Annotated in this window: 17 protein-coding genes; 2 read left to right on the top strand and 15 right to left on the bottom strand. The window is 56.4% G+C overall.

The window, feature by feature from the left end:
* Positions 1-4: 4 nt before the first annotated feature.
* On the bottom strand, positions 5-2,158 hold the full coding sequence (locus ACX8ZY_RS03960; RefSeq protein WP_022623848.1) for an ornithine decarboxylase: 2,154 nt from the start codon (positions 2,156-2,158) through the stop codon (positions 5-7).
* A gap of 565 nt (positions 2,159-2,723) precedes the next feature.
* Between ACX8ZY_RS03960 and acuI the strand changes: the two genes are divergently transcribed.
* Entirely contained in the window at positions 2,724-3,707 is a 984-nt protein-coding gene (gene acuI / locus ACX8ZY_RS03955) for an acrylyl-CoA reductase (NADPH) (RefSeq protein ID WP_033772552.1), read from the top strand.
* A gap of 27 nt (positions 3,708-3,734) precedes the next feature.
* Here the strand turns inward: acuI and ACX8ZY_RS03950 are convergent, their stop codons facing one another.
* The 6 genes from ACX8ZY_RS03950 to ACX8ZY_RS03925 form a co-directional block, all read right to left on the bottom strand.
* Entirely contained in the window at positions 3,735-4,232 is a 498-nt protein-coding gene (locus ACX8ZY_RS03950) for a CinA family protein (RefSeq protein WP_010671076.1), read from the bottom strand.
* Positions 4,233-4,323: 91 nt separating this feature from the next.
* On the bottom strand, positions 4,324-5,100 hold the full coding sequence (locus ACX8ZY_RS03945; protein WP_301249366.1) for a heme ABC transporter ATP-binding protein: 777 nt from the start codon (positions 5,098-5,100) through the stop codon (positions 4,324-4,326).
* Positions 5,100-6,098, bottom strand: a complete 999-nt coding sequence (locus ACX8ZY_RS03940; protein ID WP_010671078.1) for a FecCD family ABC transporter permease — start codon at positions 6,096-6,098, stop codon at positions 5,100-5,102. Before ACX8ZY_RS03940 ends, ACX8ZY_RS03945 begins: the two co-directional genes overlap by 1 nt.
* Complete coding sequence (locus ACX8ZY_RS03935) at positions 6,091-6,912, bottom strand: heme/hemin ABC transporter substrate-binding protein (protein WP_277972000.1); 822 nt, start codon at positions 6,910-6,912, stop codon at positions 6,091-6,093. Before ACX8ZY_RS03935 ends, ACX8ZY_RS03940 begins: the two co-directional genes overlap by 8 nt.
* The gene (locus ACX8ZY_RS03930) at positions 6,909-7,940 is read right to left on the bottom strand and encodes a hemin-degrading factor (RefSeq protein WP_010248907.1); all 1,032 of its coding nucleotides are present in this window, start codon (positions 7,938-7,940) and stop codon (positions 6,909-6,911) included. The genes ACX8ZY_RS03935 and ACX8ZY_RS03930 overlap by 4 nt, the downstream gene beginning before the upstream one ends.
* 49 nt (positions 7,941-7,989) lie before the next feature.
* On the bottom strand, positions 7,990-10,362 hold the full coding sequence (locus ACX8ZY_RS03925) for a TonB-dependent receptor domain-containing protein (protein ID WP_421665241.1): 2,373 nt from the start codon (positions 10,360-10,362) through the stop codon (positions 7,990-7,992).
* A 239-nt stretch (positions 10,363-10,601) separates the two neighbouring features.
* Here ACX8ZY_RS03925 and ACX8ZY_RS03920 point away from each other — a divergent pair, with 239 nt between their 5' ends.
* Complete coding sequence (locus ACX8ZY_RS03920) at positions 10,602-10,898, top strand: Rdx family protein (protein ID WP_010248912.1); 297 nt, start codon at positions 10,602-10,604, stop codon at positions 10,896-10,898.
* 8 nt (positions 10,899-10,906) lie between these two features.
* Here ACX8ZY_RS03920 and ACX8ZY_RS03915 read toward each other — a convergent pair whose 3' ends face one another.
* From ACX8ZY_RS03915 to ACX8ZY_RS03880, 8 genes are all read right to left on the bottom strand, one after another.
* Positions 10,907-11,446, bottom strand: coding sequence for a PadR family transcriptional regulator (locus ACX8ZY_RS03915; protein ID WP_421665240.1), 540 nt, complete (start codon positions 11,444-11,446; stop codon positions 10,907-10,909).
* A 73-nt stretch (positions 11,447-11,519) separates the two neighbouring features.
* The gene (locus ACX8ZY_RS03910) at positions 11,520-12,302 is read right to left on the bottom strand and encodes a siderophore-interacting protein (protein WP_022623856.1); all 783 of its coding nucleotides are present in this window, start codon (positions 12,300-12,302) and stop codon (positions 11,520-11,522) included.
* 331 nt (positions 12,303-12,633) lie between these two features.
* Positions 12,634-12,828, bottom strand: a complete 195-nt coding sequence (locus ACX8ZY_RS03905) for a hypothetical protein (RefSeq protein ID WP_010671084.1) — start codon at positions 12,826-12,828, stop codon at positions 12,634-12,636.
* Between the two features lie 218 nt (positions 12,829-13,046).
* Complete coding sequence (locus ACX8ZY_RS03900; protein ID WP_010248922.1) at positions 13,047-13,916, bottom strand: helix-turn-helix domain-containing protein; 870 nt, start codon at positions 13,914-13,916, stop codon at positions 13,047-13,049.
* 218 nt (positions 13,917-14,134) lie between these two features.
* Entirely contained in the window at positions 14,135-14,308 is a 174-nt protein-coding gene (locus ACX8ZY_RS03895; protein WP_010671086.1) for a DUF2474 domain-containing protein, read from the bottom strand.
* A 1-nt stretch (position 14,309) separates the two neighbouring features.
* A complete protein-coding gene (gene cydB, locus ACX8ZY_RS03890) occupies positions 14,310-15,314 on the bottom strand; it encodes a cytochrome d ubiquinol oxidase subunit II (protein WP_421665239.1) in 1,005 nt (334 codons plus the stop codon).
* Between the two features lies 1 nt (position 15,315).
* Positions 15,316-16,728: a cytochrome ubiquinol oxidase subunit I gene (locus ACX8ZY_RS03885; protein WP_010671087.1), complete on the bottom strand. Its 1,413-nt coding sequence runs from the start codon at positions 16,726-16,728 to the stop codon at positions 15,316-15,318.
* Between the two features lie 780 nt (positions 16,729-17,508).
* Positions 17,509-17,889, bottom strand: a complete 381-nt coding sequence (locus ACX8ZY_RS03880; protein ID WP_010248931.1) for a winged helix-turn-helix transcriptional regulator — start codon at positions 17,887-17,889, stop codon at positions 17,509-17,511.
* Between the last annotated feature and the right edge of the window lie 8 nt (positions 17,890-17,897).

The following is a 17,897-nucleotide window of genomic DNA, read 5'->3' as shown; positions in this document are numbered from 1 at the left end:
CAGATCAGCGCCCCACTATCATATTCGCCACCAGATACTTCCGTCCCTGGTCATCCTCTTCGGTGTAAACGCCCTGCAGCTCTGGTGAGAAGCCAGGCAGCAGATTAAGCCCCTCTTCCAGCGCCAGGAAGTAACGCTGCACCGCGCCGCCCCAGACTTCTCCAGGGACGACGCACAGCACACCCGGTGGATAAGGCAGTGCACCTTCCGCGGCAACCCGGCCTTGCGCTTCGGCTATCGGCACCAGCTCCACTTCGCCGCGAATATAAGCCTGATGCGCATCCTGCGGATTCACCCTGACAGGCGGGAACTCCGCGGCGCGGAACATCAGGCGCTGCAGATCCTTGACGTTGTGACTGACGTAAAGGTCGTGCATCTCCTGGCAGAGGCGACGCAGGGTATACCCGGCATAGCGTTCAGCATTTTTGCGGTAAATGGTCGGCAGCACTTCGGCCAGCGGCGCATCCTCTTTGACGTGCTGTTCGAACTGCGCCAGCATCGCCACCAGATTCGCCATCTTCTCCGGACTCTCTGCCGGGGTCAGCAGGAACAGGATTGAGTTGAGATCGCACTTCTCCGGCACAATGCCGTTTTCGCGCAGATAGTTCGCCAGAATGGTCGCCGGAATCCCGAAATCACTATACTCACCGCTGGCCGCATCAATCCCCGGCGTGGTCAGCAGCAGTTTGCAGGGATCCACCCGATACTGATCGCGCGCATAACCCGCGAAACCGTGCCACTTCGCCTGCGGTTCAAAGCTGAAGTAGCGCAGATCGCGGGCGATCGTCTCAGTGGGCGCATCCTGCCAGCGCTGACCATCCACCGTCTCAGGCACAAACGGCAGGATCATCTCACAGCGATCCAGGATCGCTTTACGCGCCTCAATACCCAGCGTGACGCACTCATCCCACATACGACGCCCCGCTTCCCCCTGATGCATTCTGGCGTTGATATCCAGCGCGGCAAACAGCGGATAAAACGGGCTGGTGGATGCGTGCAGCATAAAAGCGTTATTCAGTCGCTTATGCGGGCAGAAGCGGCGCTGTCCGCGAATATGATTATCTTTTTTATGGATCTGCGAAGTCTGCGAAAAACCTGCCAGCTGCTTATGCACTGACTGCGTGACAAAAATGCCGGGATCGTTCTCATTCAGTTGCAGGGTCAGCGGCGAACAGCCTTCCATCAGTGGAATGAACTGCTCATAGCCGAGCCACGCGGAATCAAACAGGATGTAATCACACAGATGGCCGATGCGATCCACCACCTGACGCGCGTTGTAGACCGTGCCGTCGTAGGTGCCCAGCTGGATGATCGCCAGACGGAAAGGCCGCTCTTCAGCCGCGCGCTGCGGAGCCACGGCCGCGATCTGCTCGCGCAGATAAGCCTCATCAAAGCAGTGCGCGTCAATGCCGCCAATAAAGCCGAAGGGATTGCGCGTCGCTTCAAGATAAACCGGGGTCGCGCCCGCCTGAATCAGCGCGCCATGATGGTTCGACTTGTGATTGTTGCGGTCGAACAGCACCAGATCGCCACGCGTCAGCAGCGCATTGGTCACCACTTTGTTGGCACTTGAGGTGCCGTTGAGCACAAAGTAGGTTTTATCGGCGTTGAACACCTTTGCCGCATACTTCTGCGCATCTTTGGCCGAGCCTTCGTGGATCAGCAGATCGCCCAGTTTGACATCGGCATTGCACATATCAGACCGGAAAACATTCTCGCCGTAGAAGTCGTAAAACTGTTTGCCCGCCGGATGCTTTTTAAAGAACGCACCGCCCTGATGTCCGGGACAGGCAAAGGTGCTGTTCTGCATATCGACATAGCGGGTCAGCGTTTCGAAGAAAGGTGGCAGCAGCGCCGCTTCATACGCCTGCGCAGCCGCTTCCAGCGCGATCCACTCCTGCGGATCGCCATTCAGCTCACCGCTGACGCCGGGCAGGTGCATCACCTCTTCTTCAAACGCGTTAGCGACAAATACCGGCAGATTAAAGCCGGTATGACGCAGCAGCGCCAGCACGCCGCTACGGGTATCCGCCAGCGAGACGACAACCGCCGCCACATCGGTGAAATCGGTGTTATCCAGCGTCACCACGTCTCGCGCAGTGTTCAGGGTCAGACTGGGCGCCACAGCGGCGCTGGCAGCAATTTTCAGTGGAGTCATAACAGAATCCCTAACGTCAGGGAGGAAGTGCCAGAGGCACAATTATGGGGACAGTGCCCCGGCGAATACTTAACAGTCAGAAGGCGTTACGCAGCCCGTGGAGAGCAGATCCATAGCCGCTGCCCGGCTGGCCTCACCGCATGGTGAATAACGGAGATATTGGAAAAGAGGATAACCCGGTGAGCGCCGGAAAAAGCGAACGGTAATCCGGGCGGATGCGCGGTGAACCGGACATGGCGACGTCCTCTGTGGCAAAGAAGCAGGGTCAAAAAGTGGCGGTCATAATGTCATCTTTTTCAGGCATGGACAACCCGAACCAGGTAATTATTCAGTCACCCTCTTCGCATGTAACAACATGATTTTTATAGTCTATTTATCATAAAAAATTCACAATACGACTAATTATCTGAATTATATGCAGATTTATGCACTTAACTCACTGCCGCTGTCAGCCTGTTTTTCCGCTCGTGTCGTCTTCATTGCCGGGAGACGGGGCCATTGCCCTACCGCATTGCATCTGCCAGGCGTAAACTGATCTTCTCTTTCCCACTCTGCCGGAGGCTGCATGTTCAAGGCACTGGTCATTGAAAATGACGAACAAGGTTACCGTTCCCTGCTGAAAGATCTCCCCGAATCTCAACTGCCTGACCACGATGTCACGCTCGACGTCAGCTACTCATCCCTGAACTACAAAGATGCCCTGGCTATCTGTAACAAAGGCCCGATTGTGCGCCACTTCCCGATGGTGCCAGGTATCGATTTTGTTGGCCGGGTGACGGCCAGCCGCCATCCCGACTGGAAAGAGGATGATGTGGCGCTGCTGACGGGCTGGGGCGTGGGCGAAAAACAGTGGGGCGGCCTGGCACAGAAAGCCAGCGTCAGTGGCGACTGGCTGGTGCGCCCGCCCGCCACGCTGAGTCCGCTGCAAACCATGGCAATCGGTACGGCGGGACTGACCGCAATGCTCTGCGTGATGGCGCTGGAAAAACAGGGCATTACACCTGAACAGGGGCCGGTACTGGTAACCGGTGCTAGTGGCGGCGTCGGCAGCTATAGCGTCAGCCTGCTGGCGCGTCTGGGTTATCAGGTGATCGCTTCCAGCGGGCGCACCAGCGACCATGCCTATCTGATTGAAACGCTGGGCGCGGCATCGGTCATTGACCGTGAAGAACTCTCCCAACCCGGCAAGCCACTGGCAAAAGAGCGCTGGGCCGCCGCGATAGACAGCGTAGGCAGTCACACCCTGGCGAATGTGCTGGCCGCCACCCAGCGCGACGGCGCGGTTGCCGCCTGTGGTATGGCGCAGGGACTCGACCTGCCAGCCAGCGTCGCACCCTTTATTTTGCGTGGCGTTACGCTGGCCGGTGTCGATAGCGTGATGTGTCCGAAGCCGCTTCGTCAGCAGGCGTGGCAACGACTCGGTGAGCTGATGGATAGCGAACGGCTCAGTAAGCTGAGCCGGGTGATCCCGCTAAGTGAAGCCAGAGAGGGTGCGCAGGCATTGCTGGATGGCAAAGTGCAGGGTCGTCTGATTGTCGACTGTCGCTAATCCTGTTTAAAGGCGCGTTTCGCGCCTTTAACGATCGGCTCGCTGCAGCCGTTTTATGAGTCCTTCCAGCGCGAACTGTGTCCCCTGCTCCATCACCGATTTCGGATCGCCGCTGAACTGATGGCATTCCGCTTCATCTCTGCCGTCGGGCAATACCCAGCCAAACCAGATGGTGCCCGCCGGTGTACCATCTTCGCCGCCATCCGGTCCGGCATAGCCGGTAATGGATAATCCCACCGGCTCGCCGGAGCGGGCGCAGGCGCCCTGCACCATCTCCCGCGCCGTCTGTTCGCTCACCGCCGTATGCTGTTTCAGCGTGTCAGGGCGCACCCCCAGCAGACGGATTTTGGCATTTTCGCTGTAGGTCACAAAGCCGCTGGTATAAAAGTCTCCGCTGTTTTCCACCGCGGCCAGCGTCATGCTGATCAGCCCGGCGGTACAGGATTCGGCGGTCGCCAGATGAAGTCCGGAAGAGAGTAAAATATTCCCCAGTTGCTCAGCGGTCTGATCTAATGATTTTGCCATTATGGTCTCCTTGAATCTGTCCGGAACTCCAGGTATAGCGCAAAATCAGCGAATAAAACCGCGCAAGGCGATGTTTTTAAAGCGAAACGGTCTAAATACGCAGCTGGATATGCGGCTGTCCACTCCCGGTATGCGCCACTACCTGCAGATCGGCCTGGTACCAGCGCGTCAGCGTCGCTTCCGTCATCACCGTCTGCGGCGAGCCTTGTGCCACCAGTCGGCCTGCGTGCAGCAGCAGTATGCGATCGGCCCATAATGAGGCCTGATTAAGGTCATGTAACACGGTACAGACGGTGAGATCTCCTGCGCGCGTCAACTGGCGTAGTAAACGCAGGGTTTGCTGTTGCCAGAAGAGATCCAGCGCCGAAGTCGGCTCATCCAGAAACAGCCAGCCGCGTGGTCTTCCCTCATGCCAGAGCTGTGCCAGCACCCGTGCCAGCTGAACCCGTTGTTGTTCACCGCCAGAGAGCTGGCGGTAATCGCGCTGCACCAGCCCTTCACAACCGGTCAGCCGCATGACCTCAGCCACAATCTGCGACGTCTGCGCCTCCGGCCAGGGCGCACGGCCCATCGCCACGACCGACTGCGCAGACTGTGCAAAGGTCAGGTTGTTCTGCTGGCGCATCACTGCCCGGCGTCGTGCCAGCTGCTCACGCGGCCATGCCGTCAGCCGTCGATCGCCCAGCCAGCACTCGCCCCGATCGGGCGACAGAAATCCCGTCAGCATCCGCAGTAGCGTCGACTTACCCGCGCCGTTGGGGCCAATCAGCGCCACCAGCTCGCCACCTGACAGCGTGACGTCGAGATTATCGATAACGGTTTTGCCGCCGCGCGCGAGACACAATCCCCTGGCCTGTAAAATGTCCATCACTCCAGCCCTCGCTGTTGACGCAGAATCAGCCAGAGAAACCACGGACCACCAATCAGGCTGGTCAGCAACCCCACCGGCATCTCGGCAGGAACCACCAGAGTGCGCGCCAGCGTATCGGCCAGCAGCAGCAGAATCGCCCCCGCCAGCGCTGAGCCAGGCAGCAGCCAGCGATGATCGCCGCCAAGGCAAAAACGCATCACGTGTGGCACCACCAGCCCGACGAAACCGATCACGCCGCTGACCGAGACCGCCGTACCGACCAGCAACGCACTGAGGATCAGCAGTTGATGCTGAGTACGCTTCACATCAACCCCCATGTAGTGCGCATCCTCTTCGCCCGCCTGCAGCAGGTTAAGGTGGCGGGCGCGAGTCTGTAACAGCAGCAAGGCTGGCAGAATCAGCAGCAGGCAGATCAGCAGTGCAGGCCACTGTGCCTGGCTGAGGCTTCCCATGCCCCATAACGACAGCTGGCGCAGCTGCTGGTCGTTGCTCAGCCATGACAGCACGCCTACCGCCGCCCCGCACAACGCATTAATCGCAATGCCGACCAGCAACAGCCGCGAAAGATTGCCGCGCGCCAGCCGACTGAAACTGAAGATCAGCAGTGTAACCAGCAGACTGCCGATAAACGCGGCGATCATCGGTAGCCACAATGCCAGCGGTGCCGGCAACGCCAGCGGAATAATGATTGCCAGCGCCACCGCCAGTCCCGCCCCGCTGCTGATCCCCAGCAAACCGGGATCGGCCAGTGGGTTACGAAAAACACCCTGCATCACTGCGCCAGAGACTGCCAGCGCCATGCCCATCACCACCGCCAGCAGCACGCGCGGCAGACGGATATCCAGCCAGATCTGCCAGATAAGATCGCTGAGCGGTGCCTGCCACAGCGCCCGCACTGAAAGCGACATCGCCCCCAGATTTGCCGCCAGCACCATCGCCACCAGCAGGAAGATCAGCATCAGCACCAGGCCACGCAGCGCATTATCCTTAATCATGGTTCAGCGATTCCGCCGCCTGACGCAATTTCACGATTGCCCGCGGCGTATCAAGACCAAACCCCAGCAGTGCCATGGTGTCGATCACCAGCAGACGATGCTGCTGCCCGGCAGGCGTCAGCGCAAGACCCGGTAACTGCCACAGCTGCGCTTCGCCGCCCAGGGTTTTCAGGCCATCCTCGCCTATTACCACCAGATCCGGCGCGGCGGCGATCACCCCTTCCTGCGACAGTGCCTGATAGTGCGGCACCGAGCCCATAGCATTCTCCAGCCCGGCGCTGCGAATGGCGCCATCGGCCGCAGTCTGATTTCCAGCCGCCATCGACTTCATGCCGCTGTTGGCCATGATGTAGAGCACTTTTACCGGCAGCGGTTGCTGCGGCAACTGGCGAATCTGCTGCGTCATTTGCTGCGCCAGTGCCTGAGCTTCGCTTTCACGCTGCAGCGCCTGGCCCACAGTGATAATTTTCTGCGGAATTGCCTGCAGGCTGCTGTCGCCGCTGACCGTGACCACCCTGACGCCCGCGCGGGCAATCTGTTGCAGCACCAGCGACGGTTGCGCCTGCGCGCTGGCGATCACCAGCGTCGGTTTCAGTGCCAGAATGCCTTCGGCGTTGAGCTGACGCATATAACCCACGTCCGGCAGTCGGGCGGCCTGCGCCGGACGCAGACTGGTGCTGTCGCGAGCCACCAGCTGTGACTGGGCATCCAGCGCATAGATAATCTGAGTAACGTCACCGCCAATCGACACCACCCGCTCCGCCGCCAGTGATGGCAGCGTCATCAGCAGCCATAACAGCATCACTCTTTTCATGCCGCCGCTCCCGGCGTGCGGAGTGCGCCAATCTGCTCGCGCCAGCGTGACTGCTCTGGCGTACCTTCCGTGCGCTGACCGTAGAGCTGGGCTATCTGCGTGCCGTCGGCGGCGAACAGTTCCAGGCTGGTAACAAAGCCATCGCCCGTTGGCTTGCGTGTTACCCAGCTTTCGCTGATCTGATCAGCCATCAGATGCAGGGTGAACTGCGGATTGAAGATGTTGAGCCAGTTTTCCACTGGCTGCAGCTTCTCTACCCTGCCGGTGAAAATCTGAGTACAGCCACGGTTGCCGACAAAAATCATAATTTCATTGCCCGCCTGCTGTGCCATCTGTAGCAGGCGCTCAAGCGCGTCGTTGCCGGTCTGCCAGGCGAGATCCTCACCCACCGCGCGAAACGCCTGCGGCCGTGACACCTGGTGGCGCTTCAGCAACGCGAAAAACTGATGAACATCGGTCATGGCGCGCCATTCACGGTCGATGGCGGTGGCATCAATCGCCTCCGTCAGGGGAGCCGCGGCAACCGGCTCAACCACGAGCGGCGTCGCCGCGGCGTCGGTAAAGTCGGCGATCAGCGTCTGCCACGCTGCCATGCTGGTCTGCTCCGTGGCGTAAACTTTCAGTACCGCATCGCCATGACGATCAAAAATCTGAATGCTGTGACGAACGCCCTGCCCGGTCGGCTCCTGCAGAGCAAAGGCGCTGCACCACTGACCGACGAACAGGCGCAGATCGAGCGCACGGGGATTAAGCACCAGGCCACCATGCGCGCCAATCTGTACATTGTGGTATTCACCCAGGTGTTCATGTACCGCATAAGCGTTACGGGTAATGTTTTTGGTTTCGCCGACTGCGCCCAGTGCCTTCAGCAACGCCGGAAAATCGCGTTTCAGCGCCACGGCATCAACGCCGATGCGCGCTTCACACAATTCCGCTTCGCTGATGCCGATCAGCGCGGCCAGGTCGCGGGCATATTTCTTCGGTTGTTCACCTTTAAGGACAAGATAGTGCTGATAAATCGGGTTCATGACTCAGGCTCTCTTAGTAATGCCCTGCATCAACGCAGGGCGACGGCTATCAAAAATCGACGTTAACACCTAACTGGAAAGTACGGCCCGGCATCACGGCCAGTGCCTGATCGTTGCGCTCCTGCTGAGTGGCGCTGGTCAGTTCACGGCTGCTGAGGTAATCCCAGTATTTGCGATCGGTTATGTTGTAAAGCCCGCCACTCAGCCTGACGTTGTGCGCGACACGCCAGTAAGCGGTCATATCCACCATGCCATAACCGGGCACCCGCATGTAATCGGTGCTGGAGTCGGCCAGGCTGCTGCCGTTGTTAGCGAAGCTTTCGCGGTTAGTCGCGCTGGCTTGCTTACCTTTGACAAAGGTAGCGGTAACGGCGGCACCGTAGCCGCGCGCCTCATCATCCCAGGCGAGTCCGACGATCGCTTTCATCGGGGCAACACTCTCAAGGTCGATGTAGCGGTCACCAAGGTAGCTCGACTTTGCCGCGCCCTGCGTGTAACCAAACGCCAGATTGGCGCTCAGACCCTCGACCTCGCTGAACCAGCTACCGAAGTTCACTTTACTGCTGATTTCAGCCCCGTAGATGTAGGCTTTATCGCGGTTCTCCGCCTGATAGGTGGTGTAAATGTTGGCAGGCACATTGACGAACTGACCCGGATTAGCCGCCCGGCTGTAGCGGGTAAAGGCAATAAAGTTTTTATAGTCGTTATAAAAAGCGGCAGCGTTAAGCGTGACGCCTTTTGCCACCTCTCCTTTTACACCCCACTCGTAGTTGTTGCTGGTTTCGGTTTTCAGATCTGCATTACCAATCAGCGCATACTGCGCGGTGCCGGCATAGCTGGAGCCAAGGTTCCATGAACCATAAAGCTGGGTATCGTTGGGGAACTGCGCGCCACGGGTATATTGCAGATAAGTCATCAGCTTCGGTGTCAGATCGTACTGGAAGGCGATCGACGGCAATATCTGGGTGTCGCTGTTTGGCGATCCATAGAGCGCTGAAACTTCGCTGGCGTCGAGCACGCTACTGTTCGTGGTCAGCGTCGCCACATCACGCGGTCGGGTGTTCTGATAGGCCACGCGCGCGCCCGGCACGATGGCCGCCCGATGTCCGTCAGCATCGAAGCTGATGGTATCCTGCAGATAACCACCCACGGTGTAGCTGCGACTGTTAGCCTGCGGCTGCATGATCGCAGTAAAAGCACTGGCTGGCGGTGACTGACGGAAAGGTCGCTCAGTATCCACCAGGCGCGCATTCAGCCCGGCACTCAGTTCATGTCGCCCGACGCTTTTGAGCGCGCGGGTGTCAAAACCGTAGCTGTCGCTGTTGTAGTCGGAATAGACGGTTTGCCTGGCGGTGGCACTCGACGGCATCCGGGTGTTGTCATGCGCCTGGGTCTGCTGCCAGTAAATGCGGGTCGTCAGGCTGTCGATCAGGTCATTGTAAGGGGTGTACTCATCCGCCAGGCTGATGCCCCAGCGGCGGGTATCACTCTGCTGCTGTGCCGTCCCCCAGACTGTATTGCCTGAAGTGCTCCAGCTGTCGTAATGGCTGTGGTGGGTTTTGTGATAGTAATCGACCGTCGCGCTGAGCTTGTGAGCATCATTGGGCTGCCAGATGCCGGAGGTCATAAAGGCGTCGGAGTGCCAGTTAGCGGGATACGCATCCAGCGTATCGCTGTTGTTACGGGTCTGCTGTCCGTCACGGCGGCTGTAAACAAAGATGCCGCGCAGCTCATCGTCACCGGCAGCGGCGGTGATGCCGTTATGCCAGCTGCGACTGGATGAGTCATAGTCGCTCTGATAACTGAACGCGGTCGCTTTTCCGGGATGCAGGTAATCGTCGGGAGACTTATTACGGAACGAGACGTTGCCGCCAATCGAGGTGTTCGGCTGTTCCACTGCTGTGGCGCCCTTCTCAATCTCAATACGGCCAAACATATAAGGATCGATGTAATCGCGGCCAATGCCAAAGCTGTCGAGACCTGCGCGTCCTACATAGCTGCGGCCAGTGGCCTGCGGCAACGGAATACCGTCCACATCCAGACCGACGCGGTTGCTTTCGAGGCCACGAATGTTGTAGCCGGTATAACCGGCCCGATCAAAACCGCTCTTACCGGCTGATGAACCGCCACGGGTACCGGTAGCACTGATCAAAGGTTCATAGCGCATGATCGATCCAAAGTCAGTGGCACCACGCTGTTGCAGATCGCTGGCAGAGAGCGAGGTTTTACTGCCTGCCGTTTTTTTAATTTCCGGTGCCGTCACCGTCATTACCGGTTCGGCACTGCTGCCATAGCGGTCAGAAAGGGTTAGCGTGGCAGATTCACTGCCCGCAGCATAAGTGCAGGTGGTATTGATGAAGGTGGCGAGCAACGCCAGTTGAGTCAGACGCGGTTGCGTCAATCTCCGAAAACGTGGTGACATAGGCGCGAATTACCTGATTAATTGTTAGTATTCGCTCACTTGCTTGCTGGCAACAGTAAAACGGCTCCGCATAAAAGCCGTGAAAAGTCAGAACATCATGCTGGTGTAGTAATTATCGCCCGGAATTTAATGCAACTGATAATCATTATCAATCTTATTTACATTTAGATATAAACCACAGCGCACAAATTGTTAACCCGAATGCATTGGCATTTATCAACACGTAAAGGAATAGAGTTATGGCGCAAAAACCTGTGGTTGTTATTCACTACTGTATGCAATGCAACTGGCTGATGCGGTCAGCGTGGATGGCACAGGAACTTCTGCATACGTTCGCTGAGGATCTGGCGGAGGTGACGCTGAAACCGGGCACCGGCGGTATCTTTGAGATTACGCTGGATGAGCATCTGCTGTGGGAACGTAAGCGGGATGGTGGCTTCCCGGATGCGACCACGCTGAAACAGCGTGTACGGGACATCTGCTTCCCGGATCGTACGCTGGGCCACATCGACAAACACAAAACTGAAGTCAGCTAACTCCGCGATTAGCTGAGGGTGATTTTTTCTGCCGCGTCGTGCAGCGCTTTAATCAGCGTCTGCAGCGCGGCTTCTGAGATATCTTCCTGCGCAAGCCGCCGGTTCAGCGCGACCTTCAGCCCATGAATCGCCTGCTCAACAGCAGGAATGCTGCGGTTATTGACCAGAATCGCCAGCGTAGAGAGACGTGTAATCAGGCTGCTGACCGTTTCACGGTTCTCTGCCAGATGCGCTTCTCCCGATGCCGTCAGGCGGTAGGCTTTACGCGTTGCCTGCGCATCCACCACCTGAATCGCCTCCATCTCTTCCAGCAGCGTCAGGTTGGGATAAATGATCCCCGGACTGGGCGAATACTCTCCCTTTGACAGCTCCTCGACAGACTTGATCAGCTCATAGCCGTGAGCGGCATTCTGCGCCAGGAAATGGAGCATCAGCAGGCGAATCTCACTCGCTTCCAGCATCTTTTCACGTCGCTTGCGCCGTCCGCTGCAACTGCCTGCGCGCGCAGTCTGATCCTCAGATGAAGTGGAAGTCGGATGCTGTTTCATGGTCTGCCCTGCTGCGAAAAAAGTGGGATTGATGGTAGTGCGCCGCCTGGCAAAACTCAATTGCCTTAGCGGCTTACTTCTGGTGCCAGTAGGCCACCGCCCGTACGAAGTCACTGTTGAGGCCGCGCTGCACCGTGAAGTAGTCACACAGCGCTTTAACAAACTCACCTTCGCCGGTCAGCCAGACAAAGTAATCTTCCGTCGGGATAGTGATCTGATCCAGCCGGGCAATCAGCTGGCTGAGCTGCGCTTTCTGCATCTGGCCGCTGCCGAGCCAGTTTGTCGTCACATCAGCCGTATCAGATAAATAGTCGCGGCCCGTCGCTTCATCGGTAAAGGCATAGAGATGCAGCGCCTGCGCCCGGGCGTCACGCTGACGGCGCGCAAAAGCCGGCAGCCCGGTTTCATCACAGACATAGAGCTGGAATGCGTAATCGGTCGGCACCACCAGCGAACCGCGTGGGCCGCCGACAATCAACCGATCGCCAGGCTGCGCCTGAGTTGCCCAGTCACTGGCTACGCCCTGCTCATGAATATAGAAATCGAGGGTCAGTGAAGATTCACCATCGAATTCCAGTGGTGTGTAATCACGCGCCTGCGGACGCAGCCCTTCGGGCCAGACAATCCCCGCATCGGTGATTTGTGGCAGAGCCAGTGTGGCCCCTTCAGCGGAAGGGAAGAAAACCTTAATGTGGTCATCAAAGCCTGGCGACGTAAAGCCCGCCAGATCGCTGCCGCTGAACCGGATACGCCAGAATTTACCGGCAATGTTAGTTTTACTCGCGACCTGAATATGACGGAAACGCAATTCATTACGGACGCGCTGTGGTACACGCTGATCGGCTGATACAGGCAAAATTTCTCTCCTGAAACGGGATGGATGCCCGTGACTCAAGGGCATGCTGATAATAATGGAATAACAATCATTCTCATCTGAAGTACCAAGATTAGCTATGATATATCTTCACTACAAGAACGAAAAATGCGATCCAGCGGCTTAAGATATATTTTATGCCTGTACGGGTGTGCGTAGTGCAGACGAAGAGCGGCCCTGATAAGAGCGTTCAGAGAGAGGTAAGCAGCAGGTGCGGCGTGTTTACGGGGGCAGGCAGAGAAGGCGGAAACTGTCCGGCTCCTGACGAGCCGGGCATGATGTTGCGCCGCACATTCTGGCAGCGCGTGACCACTTACAGTGTGTCGTTGAATCCTGAGAGGGAAGGATTGCTGCTGGTGTGTTCCGGCAGCTCACCATCACCCAGAATTTCATGCTGGGTGGCCTGAGAGTGCGGATGCAGTCCGGCAGGAGGTGAAAAAGGTTCAGCCTGTTGTGCCATCGCCATGACAGGCAATGCCAGGATCAGTGAAATCATTAAGCGTCGCATAGTTGTCTTCGTTTGTTTTTTTGACCAGAAAAGGCCTGAAATGCAGGTAAATATTCCAGCCCTGGCACAGATGCACGATGATTCAGGCATGGCAGGGTTTCGGGAGAGGATTTTACGCCAGAACGGCGAGTTATTTTATAAAATCGTGCGGTTTGTCACGGTTTACCGCACGAATTATGCATTAACAGGGTCGGGAGCCACACACCCTGCCCTGCTGGCTACGCCTGCATCACCGGAATAGAAAAAACGCCGCTCAGCCAGTCGGGCTTACAGTGCGCAAAATCGAGACGCAGCAGATCTTTACCGGGACGACGTGACACACCCAGTGCTGGCAGATGCTGATAGTAGATATCCTCGATAAAGCGTGTCAGCTGCTCCGGGCTGCCGCTCCAGCGGATCGACGCATAGAGTCCACGAACCTCGCTCCAGCTGGCGGTGTTGTCACCCAGCAGCCCGGCATGTTGCGGCTCCAGCGCCTGAAACAGGCTGATATTTTGCTGATCAGCAGAGCTATGGCCGGGGCCATACTGAAAGCCTAACCAACCCTGCGACACGCGGCCGCCCGCCAGCGCCACCAGTTGCCGCGCCTGTTCAGCCACCCGGTGATCGCGATCGGCAATGTAATCGCCAAACTTACACTCCCACTCCAGCGTTTCTCCGCACAGATGCAGCTCTTCCTCACGCTCCACCAGCGTTGCACGCTCTGCCAGCGATCGCACCAGAATGCGGCCATGGAAGTTTTTAACCGGCAAATGGGGAATACGGCGAAACGCGCCAGGCGTCAGCGAAAAGTGACCTTTGAATACCCGGGTAAAATTTTGCTGGTTATCAAAACCAAAACGTACGGCGATATCGATCAGCGTCATGCGGGTCAGACGCAGCGCCATAGCGGCCATCGTCAGACGCCGTTTACGGGTGTAAGCCGCCAGGGTCTGTCCGGTCATCTCCTTAAACATGCGCTGCATGTGCCATTTGGAATAACCTGACTTGAGGGTAATCTGATCGATATTAAGATCGTCGGTGAGATTGGCTTCAATCCACTCGACCAGATCGTTGATGTGCTGTTTTTTAATGGCCTGACTGAGCATGATGGCGATTTACGACGCGGGTTAGGACTGGGATTTCAGTTACAAAAGGATAACAAAAATCGCAAATCGGTGTAAGGAAAGGGTAAGCATTGCGCGCCCGTTCAGGGCGTTTCCGCATTAATTGCTTAGGTTACTAACTAAAAAAGGCTGACTTACGTCAGCCTTCTGATTATTGATAAAAACTGCGCCGGATAGCTGTAAGATGGAGCCTGCGACAACTAATGACTGCGCATTCCGGCCGCTGTCATCATCATACGGAACAGCGAGGCGACAACGCCCAGCGCCAGCACGCTGGCGGCATAGATAAACACCAGCCACATCACACGCTTCCACCATGGCGCTTTCGTTTCTTCATTGTGATTGTGGTCTTTCATGCTGCTGAGGCTTTTCATATCAATGATATCCTGCGTCTGCTTTGATTTTTCCACGGAACACGTAGTAGCTCCAGAAGGTGTAGCCCAGGATCATCGGGATAATCAGCAGGCTACCCACCAGCATAAAGGCCTGGCTCTGCGGCGGTGAGGCGGCAGCCCAGATGGTCACTGATGGCGGAATAATGTTTGGCCAGATACTGATGCCCAGCCCGGAGAAGCCCAGGAAGATCAGCGCCAGCGTCAGCAGGAACGGTGAATAGTGCGCCTCGCGCTTAATGGCGCGCACAATGCCCCAGGAACAGAGCAGCACCAATACCGGAACCGGCAGGAACAGGAACAGGTTGGGTTTGCTGAACCAGCGATGCGCGATATCCGCATGCGCAAACGGTGTCCACAGGCTGATGATGCCGATAATCACTAACAGCGCAATCACCAGCGGCGTAGCCAGCGCAGACATTTTACGGTGCAGTTCGTTCTCGGTCTTCATGATAAGCCAGGTGCAGCCCAGCAACGCGTAGGCAACAACCAGACCCAGGCCGCAGAACAGCGGGAACGGTGCCAGCCAGTCCATTGCGGAACCGGCAAAACGGCGTCCCTCAACCGGAATACCATCCAGCAACGCACCCACGGCCACACCCTGACTGAAGGTGGCGATGACTGAACCGGCAATAAATGACTTGTCCCAGAACGCCCGATGGCCTTCTACCGCCTTAAAACGGAACTCAAAGGCGACACCACGGAAAATCAGGCCAATCAGCATAGCGGTCAGCGGAATCGACAGCGCATCGGCAATCACCGCATAGGCCAGCGGGAACGCGCCGAACAGGCCAGCGCCACCCAGAACCAGCCAGGTTTCATTTCCGTCCCAGACCGGCGCGACGGTGTTAACCATCATGTCGCGCTCGCCAGCATCTTTATTGAACGGGAACAGCAGACCAATACCCAGGTCGAAGCCATCCATCACGATATACATCAGGGTTGCGAAAACGATAATCGCAAACCAGATAACGGAATAATCGATCATCTTAGTGGTCTCCATCCTTAAAGGTGGCAGCGGAAAGCGGACGCGCCGGGGTTTTCTTCTGACCAGGACCACCCTCTTCGGTGATATGGCCTTCGCCGGTAACCGGTCCCTGCTTAATCAGACGCATCATGTAGTGATACCCCACGCCGAACACCGAGCTGTAGACCAGAATAAAGGCCAGCAGGCTGATGCTCATGTGCATATCCCCATGTGCCGAGACCGCATCAATCGTGCGCTGCACGCCATAGACCACCCACGGCTGACGACCGATTTCAGTGGTAAACCAGCCTGCCAGAATCGCAATCAGACCCGACGGCCCCATCAACAGCGCAAACCACAGGAAAGGACGCGACTCATAGAGACGCCCTTTGAAACGCAGCCACAGGCTGACCACGCCCAGCGTAATCATCAGCAGGCCCAGCGCCACCATCACGCGGAAGGACCAGAAGATGACCGTTGAATTAGGCCGGTCCTCTTTCGGGAAGGACTTCAGCGCCGGGACCTGCTTGTCCAGGCTATGCGTCAGAATCAGGCTGCCAAGATAAGGCACCTCCAGCGCATACTTGGTACGTTCCTGCTCCATGTCGGGGATCCCGAACAGGATCAGCGGTGTGGCTTCACCCGGTGGGTTTTCCCAGTGCCCTTCAATCGCCGCGATTTTGGCAGGCTGGTGTTCCAGCGTATTCAGACCATGAGCATCACCAATCATCGCCTGAATCGGCGCGACAATCAGCGCCATCCACAACGCCATTGAGAACATCTTGCGGATTGCGGGATTGTTATTCCCCTTCAGCAGATGCCAGGCCGCCGACGATCCCACAAAGAAAGCACTCGCCAGGAACGCCGCTACAGACATATGGAACAGGCGATAAGGGAATGAGGGGTTAAAGACGATTTTGAACCAGTCCTGCGGAACCACGATGCCATTCTGGATGATGTAGCCCTGAGGCGTATGCATCCAGCTGTTAGAGGCCAGGATCCAGAAGGTGGAAATCAGCGTACCGAGGGCGACCATGCAGGTGGCAAAGAAGTGCAGCCCGGGACCCACGCGATTCCAGCCAAACAGCATCACGCCCAGGAAGCCCGCTTCCAGGAAGAACGCCGTCAGTACTTCATAGGTCAGCAGCGGACCGGTGATACTGCCAGCAAACTCCGAGAAGCCGCTCCAGTTCGTCCCGAACTGATAAGCCATGACCAGTCCTGATACCACACCCATCCCGAAGTTAACGGCAAAGATTTTCGACCAGAAGTGGTAGAGATCGCGATAGGTGTGATCGCGGGTTTTGAGCCACATACCTTCGAGCACGGCCAGAAAACTGGCGAGACCGATGGTGATGGCGGGAAAGATAATATGGAAGGAAACAGTAAATGCGAACTGAATCCTGGCCAGATGAAAGGCATCTAATCCGAACATTGCTTACCTCTTTGCCACATAGAACACCATGTATTTACTTATAATTAACAACTTAAGCCTGATGCGCCTGGTTCTCTGCGCTTATTGAAATTCCCGCCGCAAATTTAAAACTATTCGCGGCGAGGAAATAGAAACAGTGGGGTTAATGAAAACTATAACAGTCTTTATTGATTCTGATCATTGTTTTTGACGGGAATTATTTATTTAAAAATAAGGCCTAAAGGTTAATCAGAGCGTGTTTATGTGTCGTTAATGTTAAGGTAATTTGTACTTTAAAAATCGATCGCGCTAAAGCGAACCTTGCCCGAAAATTGCCTTCAACAGGCTGTTTTCAGACACTATTTTGTTATAAACCCTGATTGAGTAAAGGTCAAATTTTAGAGCGTCTAAATTAAATACCTTTATTTTTTAACAGGTTAAAAGAGTAAATAGTTACCTCTGCCGCTTTGTTTGCTTTTTTGCTTTTGCCTGGCTAATGCAGCTATAACTTCTGACAGAAAAAACGCAGAACGGCGCTTTTAAGCGCCATCAGAGATGTTAATAAAATGAGTCAAAAAGAAGGTATGAATTAACAGCGCGCTGCGGGCAGTCGATTATTCCGGGCCAGAGATTCATAAAACGATTTAATAACCAGCAACCGTGCGAAAAGAGCGCCGGGATTATTTGCGCTGCCGTTACGTTATCGCGCTTTCAGGAAGTGAGATAACAGACAAATGGGGTCAGAAATTTGCAGCGAGTATACCCATGCCGTCACGTTATGACGGCTGATACAGGGTGATTTTACTCTGCCGCAGATTTTTCGCGCTGTGCCAGAATCCGGCTCAGGTTCAGCTCCAGCCAGTCAGCCAGCCCCACAACCTGTTCACCGACTTCGCGTCCAAGCGGGGTTAAGCGATATTCCACGTGCGGTGGCACCACATCGTAGGCGATACGCTGCACGAAGCCATCTTCTTCCAGGTAGCGCAGATTCTGCGCCAGCATCCGCTCGCTGACGCCACCGACCGTCCGGCGCAACGCACTGAAGCGCAGCGTCTGGTCCTGCAGGGCCAGCAGAATTAATACGCTCCAGCGGCTGGTCACGCGTTTCAGCACGTCACGTGACGGGCAGTTAACGTTGAGCAATTCGCCGCGGATAAATTTTTCACTCATTTTTTCAGACATTTAACTTA

This window comes from Pantoea sp. XAF26B01_ASV70 (genome assembly GCF_054512635.1).
The sequence above is the reverse complement of the archived record's forward strand: the minus strand, read 5'-3'. Positions and strand labels throughout refer to the sequence as shown.